The 14965-nt window shown below is 67.2% G+C and carries 13 protein-coding genes; 12 read left to right on the top strand and 1 reads right to left on the bottom strand.

Features of this window, described 5'->3' with window-relative positions; all coding sequences use genetic code 11:
* Nucleotides 1-4: 4 nt before the first annotated feature.
* The 10 genes from ACPYOD_RS15655 to recO all read left to right on the top strand — a co-directional run bounded on the left by ACPYOD_RS15655 (nucleotide 5) and on the right by recO (nucleotide 11180).
* On the top strand, nucleotides 5-2527 hold the full coding sequence (locus ACPYOD_RS15655; protein WP_481302641.1) for a putative bifunctional diguanylate cyclase/phosphodiesterase: 2523 nt from the start codon (nucleotides 5-7) through the stop codon (nucleotides 2525-2527).
* A 147-nt stretch (nucleotides 2528-2674) separates the two neighbouring features.
* Nucleotides 2675-3271, top strand: a complete 597-nt coding sequence (gene rpoE / locus ACPYOD_RS15650) for an RNA polymerase sigma factor RpoE (RefSeq protein WP_481302640.1) — start codon at nucleotides 2675-2677, stop codon at nucleotides 3269-3271.
* Entirely contained in the window at nucleotides 3268-3912 is a 645-nt protein-coding gene (locus tag ACPYOD_RS15645; RefSeq protein WP_481302639.1) for a sigma-E factor negative regulatory protein, read from the top strand. Before rpoE ends, ACPYOD_RS15645 begins: the two co-directional genes overlap by 4 nt.
* Before the next feature lie 116 nt (nucleotides 3913-4028).
* Nucleotides 4029-5447, top strand: coding sequence for a DegQ family serine endoprotease (locus ACPYOD_RS15640; RefSeq protein ID WP_481302638.1), 1419 nt, complete (start codon nucleotides 4029-4031; stop codon nucleotides 5445-5447).
* A 127-nt stretch (nucleotides 5448-5574) separates the two neighbouring features.
* Entirely contained in the window at nucleotides 5575-7365 is a 1791-nt protein-coding gene (gene lepA, locus ACPYOD_RS15635; protein WP_481302637.1) for a translation elongation factor 4, read from the top strand.
* Between the two features lie 98 nt (nucleotides 7366-7463).
* Nucleotides 7464-8366, top strand: a complete 903-nt coding sequence (gene lepB, locus ACPYOD_RS15630) for a signal peptidase I (RefSeq protein ID WP_481302636.1) — start codon at nucleotides 7464-7466, stop codon at nucleotides 8364-8366.
* A gap of 136 nt (nucleotides 8367-8502) precedes the next feature.
* Entirely contained in the window at nucleotides 8503-8877 is a 375-nt protein-coding gene (locus ACPYOD_RS15625) for a DUF4845 domain-containing protein (RefSeq protein ID WP_481302635.1), read from the top strand.
* A gap of 9 nt (nucleotides 8878-8886) precedes the next feature.
* The gene (gene rnc / locus ACPYOD_RS15620; protein WP_481302634.1) at nucleotides 8887-9540 is read left to right on the top strand and encodes a ribonuclease III; all 654 of its coding nucleotides are present in this window, start codon (nucleotides 8887-8889) and stop codon (nucleotides 9538-9540) included.
* Nucleotides 9537-10472 carry a GTPase Era gene (gene era, locus ACPYOD_RS15615; protein WP_481302633.1) on the top strand — a complete coding sequence of 312 codons (936 nt, stop codon included), beginning with the start codon at nucleotides 9537-9539 and terminating at the stop codon, nucleotides 10470-10472. Before rnc ends, era begins: the two co-directional genes overlap by 4 nt.
* Nucleotides 10473-10490: 18 nt before the next feature.
* Nucleotides 10491-11180, top strand: a complete 690-nt coding sequence (gene recO, locus ACPYOD_RS15610) for a DNA repair protein RecO (RefSeq protein WP_481302632.1) — start codon at nucleotides 10491-10493, stop codon at nucleotides 11178-11180.
* A gap of 215 nt (nucleotides 11181-11395) precedes the next feature.
* Here recO and ACPYOD_RS15605 read toward each other — a convergent pair whose 3' ends face one another.
* Nucleotides 11396-12133: a response regulator gene (locus ACPYOD_RS15605; RefSeq protein ID WP_481302631.1), complete on the bottom strand. Its 738-nt coding sequence runs from the start codon at nucleotides 12131-12133 to the stop codon at nucleotides 11396-11398.
* Between the two features lie 46 nt (nucleotides 12134-12179).
* On the opposite strand from ACPYOD_RS15605, the gene ACPYOD_RS15600 reads away from it, so the two are divergent.
* Together ACPYOD_RS15600 and ACPYOD_RS15595 are read left to right on the top strand one after the other, a co-directional pair.
* The gene (locus ACPYOD_RS15600; RefSeq protein WP_481302630.1) at nucleotides 12180-14207 is read left to right on the top strand and encodes a hypothetical protein; all 2028 of its coding nucleotides are present in this window, start codon (nucleotides 12180-12182) and stop codon (nucleotides 14205-14207) included.
* Between the two features lie 41 nt (nucleotides 14208-14248).
* Nucleotides 14249-14854, top strand: a complete 606-nt coding sequence (locus ACPYOD_RS15595; protein ID WP_481302629.1) for a YdbL family probable chaperone protein — start codon at nucleotides 14249-14251, stop codon at nucleotides 14852-14854.
* The last annotated feature ends 111 nt before the right edge of the window (nucleotides 14855-14965 follow it).

Below are 14965 nucleotides of genomic sequence, written 5' to 3'. Positions count from 1 at the left end.
AGCCATGGTCGAGCCGAACGGCGTACTGATCTTCACGGCGCGACGCGACGTGCGCCGTGCCGTCTTCGACTCCCTGGACCGGGAGGGCGACTTCGTCCTGCTCAGCGCACGCGATTCCGTGCAATTGGAAACGCTGCTCGCCGACATGCCGCCATTGCACGTGGTGGTCGTCGGCGCCGACGGCACGGCGGACACGGAGCGCGGCTTGCGCATCCTGCGCAGTTTCCCTGCCTACGCGGCGCTGCCCATCGTCTACGTGGTCGACGACGTGCCGGGCGTGGCCCCGGAAGGCGCGCTCGACTGGCTTCGTGCCGGCGCCATCGCCGCGGAGTTGGCCCAGCGCGTGCGCGCCGCCGTACAGACGCCCGTACCGCCGCTCGCGAGCGGACCGGCGCGCATGGACTGGCGTTTCGCGTTCGATGCGGGCGCCGCCTGGGTCGTGGCCTCGACGCCCGACGGTTGCATCCTCGACAGCGGCGCGACCATGGACCGCCTGTGGGCCGGCAACGGCCCCATCCAGGGGCGCCTGCTTTCCGATGTGTTCGTCCTGCCCGATGGCGCCGCCTGGCCGCTACCCGACGGCGATGGCAAGGCGTGCATGCTGCGACGCGCGGAGGGAGGCGACGTCGCCGGCGAAGTGGACGTGCGCCATATCGTCGATCATGGCGTCCACCGCATCGCCGTGGCGTTTCGCGACCTGCGCGCGGTCGACATGGCAGAACGGGCGCTGTCCCTGCTGGCCGTGCTGGACGCCTGCCCCAGCGACGATGAAGGCATGGGCGAGGCCGCTGCCTTGCTCGCCGACACGCTCGAACTGGACGTGGTCGCGGTCTGGTCGGCGATGCCGGAGAGCGAGACCGGCCCCGACGTGGTGGCGCGGATATGGAACGGCCCCGCGCCGGTGGCGTGGCCCGAACCCGGCGATATCCCGCTGCTCAAGATCGCGCTGGGCGGCGAGCCTCTCGTACGCCTCGATGCCGAGGGGGAAGCGCCGCTGGCGGATCCCCTCGTGGATGCGCTCGGCCTGCGCTCCTACGTGCTGCTCCCGCTGCTGGACGAGCGCCGGAGCGTTCTGGGCGCCGTGCTGGCGGGCCGCTGCCGGCCATCGAACGACACCCGGGTGCTCGCGCCCGCCCTGCGCGCGGCCACCGCCCGTTTTGCCTCGGCACTCGAACTGCGCCGCGCGCGCGAGCAGGGCCGGGCAAGGGGATTGGTGGACACACTCACGGGACTGCCCAACCGGTTGCTCTTCAACGATCGCCTGGACACCACCGTGCGCGAGGCCGAGCGCACGGGCGAATGCTTCGCCACGTTGCTGGTCGACCTCGACCGCTTCAAGGGCATCAACGAGACGCTCGGCCATGCGGTGGGCGACCAGGTGCTCACGTCGGTGGCGAAGCGCCTGCGCGCGAGCGTGCGCGCTTCCGATACGGTCGCACGCTACGCCGGAGACGAATTCACGCTGATCCTGCGCCACATCATCAAGCGCGACGACGTGCTGCGCATCGCCGAGAAGATCGTGCAGGCCATGGAACTGCCGTTGTCGCTGGACGACGGGTCCGAACTCCAGGCGACCATTTCCGTCGGCATCTCGTTCTTCCCGGACGATGCCGTGGAAGGCGAACTACTGCTGCGTCATGCCGACGAGGCCATGTACGGCGCGAAGAGCCTGGGTCGCAACAATTACCAGGTGTACGCCGCCAACGTCGACACCGCACAACAGCAGCAGGCCGAGTTGAAGGTGCGCCTGCGGCATGCTGTGCGCAACGACGAACTGCGCGTGTTCTACCAGCCGCAGGTGGAAGCGGCCAGCGAGGACATCGTGGGCATGGAGGCGCTGGTGCGCTGGGAACATCCGGAGCTGGGCATGATCAGCCCGGGCTTCTTCATTCCGCTCGCGGAAGCCAGCGGCCTCATCGTGCCCATCGGCGAGTGGGTGCTGCGCACCGCCTGCGCGCAGGCGAAGGCGTGGGACGACCGCTTCGGGCTGGGCCTTCGCCTCGGCGTGAACCTGTCGGCGGTCCAGCTCATGCAGCCCAACCTGGCGGCCGTGGTGGCCAACGCGCTCAGGGACACAGGGCTGGAACCGGCCCAGCTCGAACTCGAAGTGACCGAAAGCATCAGCGTGAAGACGGTGCCGCACCTCGTGGAAACGCTGGATGCACTGCATGCGATGGGCTGCCGCATCGCCATCGACGACTTCGGCACGGGCGCGGCGTCGCTCGACTACCTGCGGCGGCTCCCTGCCGATCGCATCAAGATCGACCAGAGCTTCGTGCGCAACATCGGTGTCGATCCGGACGACGAGGCCATCGTCCGCGCCACCATCGACATGGCGCACCGCCTCAAGCGCGGCGTGGTGGCCGAAGGTGTGGAGATCGAGCAACACCTCGAGTTCCTCCGTGCGAACGGGTGCGACGAACTGCAGGGCTACCTTTTCTGCCGTCCGCTGCCCAGCGCCACGTTCGAAAAACTGCTCGGCGAACGCGAGCGCCTGGTGAGCGAAGGGCAGGCCGTTCCCGCCTGACGGCCCCGCCGCCTTGAGGTCGGGCGCCACGCCCCGCATAGTTCCATGTCTGGAGGCGATTGCGCCGGCGCGACTGAACTTGCGCCGCGCCGACTTGTCTCAGCTGCGCCCGCGACTGGCCCCGATAGATTTGAGGAGACGGCCCGGATGGGCGAAAACGAACTGGATCAAGTACTTGTCGAGCGCGTGCAGCAGGGGGATCGCCGCGCGTTCGATTTGCTTGTCCGCAAGTACCAGCACAAGGTGGTGGCGCTGATCTCGCGTTACGTGCACGACTGGACCGAATGCGAAGACATCGCGCAGGAAGCCTTCGTGCGCGCCTGGCGCGCCCTGGGGTCCTTCCGTGGCGAGAGCGCCTTCTACACCTGGCTGTACAAGATCGCCGTCAACACCGCCAAGAACCACCTGGTGGCCATGGGCCGCCGTCCGCCCACCGGCGATATCGACATCGAGGACGCCGTTTACGTGCCCGGGGCCACCCGCATGCACGAGAGCGCCACCCCCGAGCGCGAAATGATGCGGGAACAGGTGGAACAAACGGTGTTTTCCACTGTCCAAGCCCTGCCTGAGGAACTTCGGGTCGCGATTACCCTGCGCGAGGTGGACGGCAAGAGCTACGAGGAAATTGCCGCCATCATGGACTGTCCCATCGGTACCGTCCGTTCGCGTATCTTCCGGGCCCGCGAAGCCATCGACCAGAAACTGCGGCCGCTGTTGTCCGACCGCGAGGACCACAACCCATGAGCGAAGCCAATCGGGAAATTCTCTCCGCCGGTATGGACGGAGAGCTGTCGCGGGAGGAAATCCGCTTCCTGCTGCGCCGGCTCGAGGCCGATCCGGTCCTTGCCGACACCTGGACCCGCCTTCACGTGGCCCGCGACGGCCTGCGCAGGCAGGGCGTTCCGCTGGTGTCCGACGATTTCGCCAACCGCGTCATGGCCGCCATCGAGGCCGAGCCCGCCACCGCGGGCATGCCACGGCGCCGCTGGTTGCAGTGGTCGGCCGGCGGTGCCATTGCCGCCAGCGTCGCGGTAGCCGCCCTCATGCTTTCGCAGCCGACGGGCAACCGCTCGGCGGCACCGGATGTCGCCCAGCATGCTCCGCTCGCCGACGACGCCCAGGTGGCCAGCGTGCCGGCCATGCAGGCTGCCGCGCCAGTCGCCCCGCAGTGGCTCAGCGGCAACATGGCCTCCCGCTTCACGCAGAAGGCGGCGTTCGACAGTTCGAGCGCAGCCGGTGCCGCGGCCTACCTGCCGCGCTCCACGCCGTACCAGATTCATCGCGCCCGGGCCGCCTCGGCGCCGGAAGACAACGGCTACATGCTGCTGATCCGTCCCGACGGCAGTCGCTATGTGCAGCCGGTGGCGGCGCCGCAGGCTCGCTGAGCCGCGGTTCGTGACCGCGCGCCGCCCATCGCCGGCGCGCCTTTCCCTGGATTCGTAACAGTCCGTGCGGTATCACACCGCACGGGCAGCCGTGGTTAGGTAAAAGGAGGAAATCGATGGCTCTCTGGCATGTACGCGCGCTACTCGGTGGCGCCCTGGTCGTGGCAAGCGCAGGTGCGCAGGCGCAAACCCTGCCCGACTTCACCGGCGTCGTGGAGAAGAACGCCCCCGCCGTGGTCCACGTCGAAGCGAAGACGTCGGGCACGCCCCGCAAGGCGCGCGGCGGCCCCGGGGACATGCCCGACGACCAGGAGGAACTGCTCCGGCGCTTCTTCGGCATGCCGGGCATGCCGATGCAGCCGCGCGACCGCACGTCGCTCGGTTCCGGCTTCATCATTTCGGGCGACGGCTACGTCCTCACCAACGACCACGTGGTCGACGATGCCGACGAGGTAAAGATCCGTCTGCAGGACCGCCGTACCTTCACCGCGAAGGTGGTGGGCAAGGACCCGCAGTACGACATCGCCTTGCTGAAGATCGACGGCAAGTCGCTGCCGACCGTCACCATCGGCGATTCGCGCAGCGTCAAGCGTGGCCAGTGGGCATTGGCCATCGGCTCGCCGTTCGGCCTCGACGCCACCGTGACGCACGGCATCATCAGTGCCGTCGGCCGCAACCTGGGTAGCGGCGACCAGCCGTACACGTCGTTCATCCAGACAGACGTGCCGATCAACCGCGGCAATTCCGGTGGCCCGCTGTTCAACCTGCAGGGCCAGGTCATCGGCATCAACTCGCAGATCTATTCCACGTCCGGCGGCTACCAGGGCTTGTCGTTCTCGATTCCCATCGACGTGGCGATGAACGTCGTGCAGCAGATCAAGGACAAGGGCTACGTGTCGCGCGGCATGCTGGGCGTCACGGTGCAGCCCGTCGACCAGTTCGTGAAGAACCTCGACCTGCCGGACGCGAACGGTGCGCTCGTGGCCCAGGTCACGCCCGGAAGCGGCGCGGAAAAGGCGGGCCTGAAGCAGGGCGATGTCATCCTTTCCTTCAACGGCACGCCCATCACGTCGTCGCCCGACCTGCCGCCGCTTGTCGGCCTGACGAAACCGGGCTCCATCGCCAAGGTGGAGATCCTTCGCGATCACAAGAAGCAGACCGTGGACGTCAAGGTAGGCGAGATGCCCCGCGACAAGGACGGGCAGACTGCCTCGGTCGGCGACACCGACGGCGCGGGCGGGTCTGCGGCCGCGCTTGGCATGTCGGTGGAAGACATCGACGCCTCGGCCCGCTCGGAGCTTGGCCTGAAGGCTGGCGAGGGCGTGGTGGTCAGCCGGGTCAGCGGCAGTGCCGCAGCCGGCGCCGGCCTTCGTCCGGGTGACGTCATCCTGATGGTGAACCAGAAGCGCGTGGGCAGCTCGGCCGCTTTCCGTGCGGCGGTCAAGGGCCTCAAGCCCGGCGATACCGCCATGCTGCTGGTGCGCCGCGACGATGCCACCCGCTTCGTGGGTGTCACCGTACCCGCCGATCGTTGAGGTCCTGGCCGGCCGTCGCTCGGCGGCGGTCGGTCTTCCATGCGATAATGCAGGATTCGCGCCGGCCGACAAGGCCGGCGCGCGTCGTTCGCGCCGCGAGCGACTGTGAACGTGACCACGGCGCTCCATGGAACTCATCCGCAACTTCTCCATCATTGCCCACATCGACCACGGCAAGTCGACCCTGGCCGACCGCATCATCCAGTTGTGCGGGGGCTTGACCGAGCGCGAAATGGAAGCGCAGGTTCTGGACAACAATCCGATCGAGCGCGAGCGCGGCATCACCATCAAGGCACAGTCCGTGTCGCTGCCGTACAAGGCGCGCGACGGCAAGACCTACCAGCTGAACTTCATCGACACGCCGGGCCACGTCGACTTCTCCTATGAAGTCAGCCGCTCGCTTTCCGCCTGCGAAGGCGCGCTGCTGGTGGTCGATGCGGCCCAGGGCGTCGAGGCGCAGTCGGTCGCGAACTGCTACACGGCCATCGAGCAGGGGCTGGAAGTCATTCCGGTGCTCAACAAGATCGACCTTCCCACGGCGGACATCGAAAAGGCCAAGGCCGAGATCGAGGCGGTGATCGGCCTGGATGCCAGCGACGCCATTCCGGTCAGTGCGAAAACGGGCCAGAACGTCATCGAGGTGCTGGAAGCGATCATCCATCGCATCCCGCCGCCGAAGCCGGGCGACACCGACAAGCTGCAGGCGCTGATCATCGATTCGTGGTTCGACAACTACCTTGGCGTGGTGTCGCTCGTGCGCGTGATGCAGGGCGAAATCAAGCCGGGCGACAAGATCCTGGTCATGTCCACCGGGCGCACGCACCTCGTCGACGACGTGGGCGTGTTCACGCCGAAGCGAAAGAAGCTCGAGCGGCTGTCGGCGGGCGAGGTGGGTTGGATCAACGCCTCCATCAAGGACGTGCACGGCGCGCCCGTGGGCGACACGCTCACCCATGCCGGCAAGCCGGCGGACGAACCGCTGCCTGGCTTCCAGACGATGCAGCCGCGCGTGTTCGCGGGCCTGTTCCCGGTGTCCGCCGACGATTACCCGGCCCTGCGCGAGGCGCTGGACAAGCTGCGGCTCAACGACGCCGCGATGTTCTTCGAACCGGAAAGCTCCGAGGCCATGGGCTTCGGCTTCCGCTGTGGCTTCCTGGGCATGCTGCACATGGAAATCGTGCAGGAACGCCTGGAGCGCGAGTACGACCTCGACCTCATCACGACCGCGCCCACCGTGGTCTACGAAGTGGCCAAGACCGACGGCTCCGTGCTGCAGATGGACAACCCGGCCAAGCTGCCTCCGCCGCAGCAGATCGCCGAGATCCGCGAGCCGATCATCGTCGCGAACATCCTCACGCCCGGCGAATACGTGGGCAACGTCATCAAGCTGTGCGAGGAAAAGCGCGGCGTGCAGCGTTCCATCCAGTATCTGGCCACCCAGGTGCAGGTGACCTACGAACTGCCGCTGGCCGAAGTCGTTCTCGATTTCTTCGACCGCCTGAAGTCGGTGTCGCGCGGCTACGCCTCCATGGATTACCACCTGGACCGCTTCGATGCCGGCCCGTTCGTGCGCGTGGACGTGCTCATCAATGGCGACCGTGTCGATGCGCTCAGCCTCATCGTGCACCGGTCGCACGCCGAACGCCGTGGCAGGGATCTCGTGGAGCGGATGAAGGACCTGATTCCCCGCCAGCAGTTCGACGTGGCCATCCAGGCCGCCATCGGCGCCGCCGTTATCGCGCGGTCGACGGTGAAGGCGCTGCGCAAGAACGTGCTCGCGAAGTGCTACGGCGGCGACGTCTCGCGCAAGAAGAAGCTTCTGGAAAAACAGAAGGAAGGCAAGAAGCGCATGAAGCAGGTCGGCAGCGTGGAAATCCCGCAGGAAGCCTTCCTGGCGGTGCTCAAGGTAGACAAGTGACGGCCGCCGCTGCGGCATGACGTTTAACCTATGGAACCCCGGCGCCGGATGCGCCGGAATGGGCCTCGCGGCCCCTCGATACGACTAACGGAGTTGGCATGGCGGCATTCGATTTTTCGGCGATTCTTCTCGGCCTGACGGTCCTCTTCGGGGTCGTGTGGCTATTCGATCGCCTCTTCCTGGCGAAGGCGCGCCGCGCCCGTGCGGAGGCCTCCGGCACGGAGCAGCCCGAACCCTGGCCGGTGGACTGGGCCCGGTCGTTGTTCCCGGTGATCCTGGTGGTGCTGATCCTGCGCTCGTTCGTGGCCGAGCCGTTTCGCATTCCGTCCGGGTCGATGATGCCCACGCTCGACGTGGGCGACTTCATCCTGGTGAACAAGTTCGCCTATGGCCTGCGCATGCCGGCCTTCAACAACAAGCTGGTCGAGAACGGGGAACCCCGGCGTGGCGACGTCGTCGTCTTCCGCTTCCCGGGCTACCTCTGCAAGGACGAGAAGGGCGACACCGTCCGCAGCGGCGATCTCACCTGCCAGAACCCGCACGCACCGGTGCCCAGTGAGAACTGGATCAAGCGCGTCATCGGCCTCCCCGGCGACCGCATCGAAACCCGCGGCAGCGACCTGTACATCAACGGCGAACGCGTGGGCGCCGACGAGATCGGTCCGTTCAAGGGCAGCATGACCCGGCCGGAAGACCGCCTGCTGATGACCTTCGGCTCGAAGCTGTACACCGAGCACCTGGGCAGCATCAACCACACGATCGCGCTCACGCCCGCCTTCAACATGCCGCAGGACATCCCCAATGAGGTGGTGCCTTCGGAAGTGCCGAAGGGCTGCTACATCGTCATGGGCGACAACCGCATGAACAGCACGGACAGCCGCTGGTGGGGCTGCATGCCCGAGAAGAACCTGGTCGGCAAGGCCTTCTTCGTGTGGCTGGCCTGGCGCGGCCCCGGCAATGGCTGGCTCGATTTCTCCAAGATGGGCAAGGTCATTCATTGACCGAACGGTGGCCCCGGTCACGCCGAAAGGCGTTGCGGATGCCCTCGGACAAGGTAATCTCCGCAGCGGGGCGCGTGTGGCGCCCCGTATGCATTCGTCTCGACAGGGGAGCCGCCGCGGCGGCGAGGACACGACCATGAAATCCAGACAACAGGGCATTACCCTCATCGGCTTCGCCATCGTGCTGGTGGTGCTCGGCTTTTTCGCTTTCATGGCCATGAAACTCGTGCCCTCGTACATCGAGTACTTCGGCGTGAAGAAGGCCATGAGCCAGATGGCCACGAGCGGCAACGCCCAGGACCTGGACAGCCTGCGCCGCGAACTGATCTTCAAGATGGGCTTCCAGTACGTGGACGACGCCACCATCCAGCCCAAGGACATTACCCTCGATCGCGCCAACAACGGCGCAGTGCTGCATGTCGAGTACGACAAACAGATTCCCTTCATCTACAACATCGACTTCCTCCTGCATTTCGAAAATTCGGTGCAGTTGAGGAACGCGTCCATGTAACGAGCGATCGTGCCGTTTCCCCATTCCTTCCGTAATCCCGACCTCGCGAGCCTGGCGCTGACCCATCGCAGCGTCGGGAAACCGAACAACGAGCGCCTGGAGTTCCTTGGCGACGCGCTGCTGGGCGCCACCGTGGCGGAACTGCTGTTCGAGGCCCATCCGAACGCCAGCGAAGGCGAGCTGTCGCGGCTGCGCGCACAGCTCGTCAATGGCCAGGCCCTGGCTGCGATCGCCCGCGAACTGGAACTGGGAGACGCGTTGAAGCTCGGCCCGGGCGAATTGAAGAGCGGCGGTTTCCGCCGCGAATCCATTCTCGCCGACGCCTTCGAGGCCCTCGTGGCCGCCGTCTACCTGGACGACGGCTACGACGCGTGCCGCCAGGTCGTGCGCAGGCTGTTCACGCCACTCGTGGCAGAAATCAAGCGCTCCAGCAAGGACGCCAAGACCCGGTTGCAGGAGTGGCTGCAGGGCAGGGGCATGGCGCTGCCCGTTTACGAACTCACCGGCAGCTACGGCGAAGACCATGCCAAGGTCTTCGACGTCAGCTGTTCCATCGACGAGCCCGAGCCCATACGCGTCGAAGGACGCGGTGGCAGCAGGCGCGCCGCCGAGCAGGATGCCGCCGAAGCCATCCTTCGCCGCCTGCTGGAACCCAAGACATGAACGACATCGAATCCAACGAACCCGAAGACACCCTCGTCGACGACGATTTCCGCTGCGGATACGTGGCGCTGGTCGGCCGCCCCAACGTGGGCAAGTCCACCCTGCTGAACGCCCTCATCGGCGTTCGTCTAAGCATCGTCAGCCATCGTCCGCAGACCACGCGGCATCGCATCCTCGGCATTTCCAGCAAGCCGCAGGGGCAGATCCTCTACGTCGACACGCCGGGCCTGCACCGGGGCGGCAAGCGTGCGATGAACCGCAGCCTCAATCGCGCCGCGCGCGCGGCCATCACCGAGGTGGACCTCGCGGTGCAGGTGATCGAGGCCGGTCGTTGGACCGATGAAGACATGACCATGTATTCCGCCCTGGCGGAGCAGAAGGACATGCCGAAGCTGCTGGCGATCAACAAGGTCGACCTGCAGAAAGACAAGACGGCCATGCTGCCCTTCGTCGCCGACCTGATGCAGAAGCATCCGTTCGACGACGTGTATTACGTGAGCGCGCTGAAGTCGAAGGGCCTTTCCGGTCTGGAGAAGGGCATCCTGAAGCGCCTGCCCGAACAGCCCGCGATCTACGGCGAAGACGAGATCACCGACCGCAGCGAGCGCTTCCTTGCCGCGGAAATGGTGCGTGAGCAGCTCATGCTCCGGCTCGACCAGGAGCTGCCCTACGCCACCACCGTGGAAATCGAGCGCTTCGAGGACCGCCCCGACGGTGTCGCCGAGATTCACGCCGTGATCTGGGTGGAACGCGACGGCCAGAAGGCCATCGTGATCGGCAACGCGGGCGCGCAGTTGAAGGCCATCGGCACCTCGGCGCGCAAGCAGATGGAAAACCTTTTCGAGCGCAAGGTGTTCCTCAAGTTGTGGGTGAAGGTCCGCGAGGGTTGGGCCGACGACGAGAACCTGCTCAAGCGTTTCGGTTACGAGTAAGCCCTTCGGGCGCCGGTCATGCGCGTCGAACAACCCGCCTTCGTCCTGCACGCCCGGCCGTATCGGGAAACGTCGCTGCTGATCGAATGCCTCACCCGCGACCATGGCCGGATCGGCGTGGTGGCGCGCGGCGTGCGCAAGGAGAGGGCACGCCTGCAACGCGCGCAGCTCGAGCCGTTCCAACGCGTGGAACTGGACTTGTTGATGCGGGGCGAACTGGCGACCTTGCGTGCCGCCGAACCGGTCGGCACGGTGTTGCGTCTCGTGGGCGATGCGGGCCTGGCCGGGCTCTACCTCAATGAGCTCGTCGTGCGGCTCACCGGCAGGCAGGACCCGAACCCCGAACTGTTCGCGCTGTACGAGCTGGCGTTGCAGCGCATGTCCGCACGCGAACCGCTGGCGTGGACCTTGCGCCGCTTCGAGCGCGACATGCTCGACTCCCTCGGTTACGCACTGCAATTGGACGCCGACGCCGTGGACGGCGAGCCGCTGGATCCAGCGGCCACGTATTTCTACGACCCGGAATCGGGTGCCATGCCGGGCCGCGCGGGTGATCCGCGTGCCATCCGCGGCGCGGACCTCCTGGCCCTGGCGAGCGACACGCCGCCCGACGCCGCGGGGCTGGCTTCGCTGCGCCGCATGATGCGCCAGGTGATCGTGTTCCACCTCGGCGGAGGCGAACTGCGCGCCTGGCGGGTCTTGCGCTAGGCGCCTAGTCGCGGGATTCGCCTCGTCGCGGGACTTGCCTCGGTCCGTGAGCGCCGGCTGGACCTGTGGGAGCCGGCTAGGCCGGCGATCCCGCGGCAGCGGGCCGTCTTGCCGCGAGCACCCATCGCCGCTGAAGCGGCTCCCACAGAGAGAGGCTCCACAGAGAGAGGCTCCCACAGTAGAGAGTGGCGCCACAGTACTCCTGTCGGCAGGTTCTATCCGCCTGCAGACAACGCAGCCAGTGTGGCGTCCAGCTCCGCGCGGAAATGGGCGAGTGCGTCGGGCACCACGACGCGCGTTTCGCGCACGTGGCCTTGCAGCACCTTCGCCTGGGCCCCGAGCCGCGCGGCGCCACAGAAACCGCAGGCCGAGCGCAGGCGGTGCAGGCGCTCCACCAGCTCGGCCGGATCGTCGACCAGGCGCGGCAAAGCGGCCGATAGATCGACCAGTTCCGCGCGAAGGAGATGGCGCAGGGCCTGCATGGTGCGCGGGTCGCCGGCGGCGGTGAGGCCGGCGTGGTCGTCGAGGATGCAGAGGCCGTCTTCGAGGCCCAGCGTGGCAGTCAGCGCGTCGATCAGCGAAGCGATACGGCAGGGCTTCTCGATGACGCCGGCGAAACCCGCGGCCAGGAGCGTGGCGCGCAACGGCGCAGGTACCTCGGCGCTCGTGGCCAGGGCCGTTGCCGCGTGCGAGGCGGCGGCGGTGTCGGCGCGCAGCGCGGTCAGGACCTCCACCGCGCCCGCGCGCGGCATGCGGCAGTCCAGCAGCAGCGCATCGAAACGCTGGTGCCGCGCCAAGTCCAGCGCCTCCGTGCCGTCACGGGCCAGCGTGACGATGTAGCCGTGCGCGGCGAGGGCGCCGGCGAGGAACTGTTGCGTGGACGGATCGTCGTCGGCGACGAGCAACTGCCGTCCGTCGGCCGCATGCGGCCGGCGCTGGGGATCCTGCGACATAGTAACGTTCCGTGTCGTTCATCTGGGTTTGGCAGAATGGACGAGCATGCTCGCCGTATCAACCCGCACCTTCGCGCTGATTCTCGCCACCCTGACCACCATGGCCTGGGCTGGAGGCGCGTGCGCGGGTGTGTCGGTCGAGGCCGACACGCTGTCGATTCCGGGAATGGCGATGAGCGGCATGAAGGCGGACATCGAACCGGCTGGCGATGGCAAGGGTCTGGACGTCACCCTGTCCGCGGATCGCGCCGACGTGCCTTCGCTCGGCTGGCGCAAGCTCGGCATGCGCCTGGAAGGCACGCTCGACCGCGACGAACTAGGCCGCTGGGTCTTCGACGGCAGCGTTAAGCTGCGCGGGGCGCCCGGCGGCGCTCTCGGCAACGCGACGGTACACGTCGTGGCGGACCAGGCCGCGAACACGCTTGAGGTATCGCTCAACCAGGACAAGGCCCTGGCGCGGGTGGCGCTGCCCATGGACCAGACCAGCCACGCGCAGATCACGTTGGCAGGCCTTCCCGCGGGCTGGCTGCAGGGACTGTTGTCGACGGTGTGGTCCGGGCGTACCACCACCGGCCGCGTGGACGCGGACCTTGCCCTCGACGTGCTCGAAGGCGGTGTCCAGGCCTCGGGGCAATTTTCTCTCGCCGGCGTGGGCTTCGACAGTCCAGGTGGGAAGCTGGCCGGGCAGGGCATTTCGGGCTCGGGCCGCGTGGGCATCGATAGCCAGGCCGACGGCGCTTCGCTCGATCTCGATGCCACCCTGCGCGGCGGCGACATGCTGCTGGGGCCGCTTTATGCCCACTTGCCCGATCACGCGGTGCAACTGTCGCTGGGCGCCCGCACGAAGAAGGGCGAACTGGCAATCCGTCGCCTCCGCCTGACCGACCCCGATGCCCTCCAGCTCGAAGGCGAACTCGGTTTCGCGGCCAACGGCGACCTCACCCAGTTGCGGCTGGACCGCATCAACGGCAGGTTCCCGGCGGCCTATACCCGCTACGGCAAGGGCCTGTTCCAGGCCTTCGGGGTGGACCAGTTGGACGCCCGCGGCGACGTGGCGGGCCACGTCGCCATGGAAGGTGGGGCGCTGAAAGCCTTCTCCCTGCAGACGGGCGGACTGGACCTTGCGCTTGCCGACGGCCGCCTGGGCGTCGACGGCCTGCGTGGCGCGATCGACTGGAGCGCCACCGAAAACCGTCCACCCACGAAGCTGGGCTGGCGGGCGCTGCGTATCTATCGCATTCCCAATGGCGCGGCCGAGTCCGCCTGGCGCAGTACGGCAGGCGTGCTGAAGCTGGAGAAACCCTTTGCCATCCCCGTGCTCGACGGGCAACTCCGCGTGCTGGGCCTGAGCCTGCATCCGGCAGCCGCCAGCGGCGAACGGCTGCAGACCTCGCTGGCGCTGACCGAGATCGACATGGCCGCGTTCTGCCGCGCGCTCGGCTGGCCCGAATTCAAGGGCAAGCTCGGCGGCGCCGTGCCGTCGCTGCGCTTCGTCGACGACCGGATCGATCTCGGCGGCGGTCTCTCGGTCAATGCCTTCGACGGATTCGTCGACATCACCGGCATGACGCTCGCGCAGCCCTTCGGCGCGGCGCCGGTGCTCACGGGCGACGTGGCGCTCCGTCAGCTCGACCTCTCGCTTCTCACGTCGGTGTTCGACTTCGGCAGCATCACCGGCCGCCTCCACGGCAGCATCGACGACATCCGTCTGGTGGCGTGGGCGCCTGCGGCCTTCAAGGCCAGCCTCATCGCCGACGAAGGTGGCAGGATCAGCCAGAAGGCGGTGAACAATCTTACGTCCGTGGGCGGGGGTGGCATCGCGGGTGGCCTGCAAGGCACCGTGCTGAAGCTGTTCAAGACCTTCGGCTACAAGCGCATCGGGCTGAGCTGTACGCTCAAGGGCGATGTCTGCAGCATGGGCGGACTCGGCCCCACGAAGGACGGCTACGCTATTGTCGAGGGCAGCGGCCTGCCGCGGCTGAACGTGGTGGGCCACCAGCGAGAGGTCGACTGGCCCACCCTGGTCCGTCGCCTCAAGGCAGCCACCGAAGGCGACGGTCCCGTCGTCCGTTGAAGAACATCGCGGCCAGGCCGCACCAACCGGAGGAAGGAATCATGCGCAAGCCGTTGATATTCATCATGACACTGGCCTTCGCCCTGGTGGGGTGCGTCACCATCAACGTGTATTTCCCGGAAGCGGCGGCGCAAAAGGCCGCCGACCAGTTCATCGGCAACGTCCTTGAGAGCAGTGGCGCCGGCAAGCCCGCCGCCGGAAGCGACGCCAAGCCGGCCCCTGCGCCTCCCGGCAAGCAGCCTTCCGCCTCGCTGCTCGACCTGGTGATTCCGGCTGCGCAGGCCGCCGAGTCGCCGGACATCCGCATCAGCACGCCCGAAACCGAGACCATCCGCGCGCGCATGACCGCACGCTTCGGCGGCCAGCTCAAGGCGCTGTTCGACAGCGGTGCCGTGGGCTTCACCAGCGACGGCCTGGTGGCGCTCCGGGATGCCTCGGCGTTGCCCCTCGACCAGCGCTCGCAGGCCAACAATCTCCTGCGCCAGGAGAACGACGACCGGGACTCTCTCTACAAAGCGGTCGCCATCGCCAACGGCCACCCGGAGTGGGAGCCGCAGATCCGCAAGACCTTCGCCGAGGGCTGGGTCCAGCGTGCGCCGTCGGGCTGGTATTATCGCGATGCCTCGGGCGCCTGGAAGCGCAAGTAAGGCACCCCCTGAAGATTCCGTGGGAAGCGCGCTGGCGCGCGAATGGGGCTTGCCGCTGTCTCTTTTACACATCTCCGAGCCCCCGCGACAAGAGGTAAAGACGTATGCGCG

Source organism: Luteibacter sp. HAY1-4A (assembly GCF_056755355.1).
Note: the sequence above shows the minus strand (reverse complement) of the source record. Positions and strands in the feature narration are given on the sequence as shown.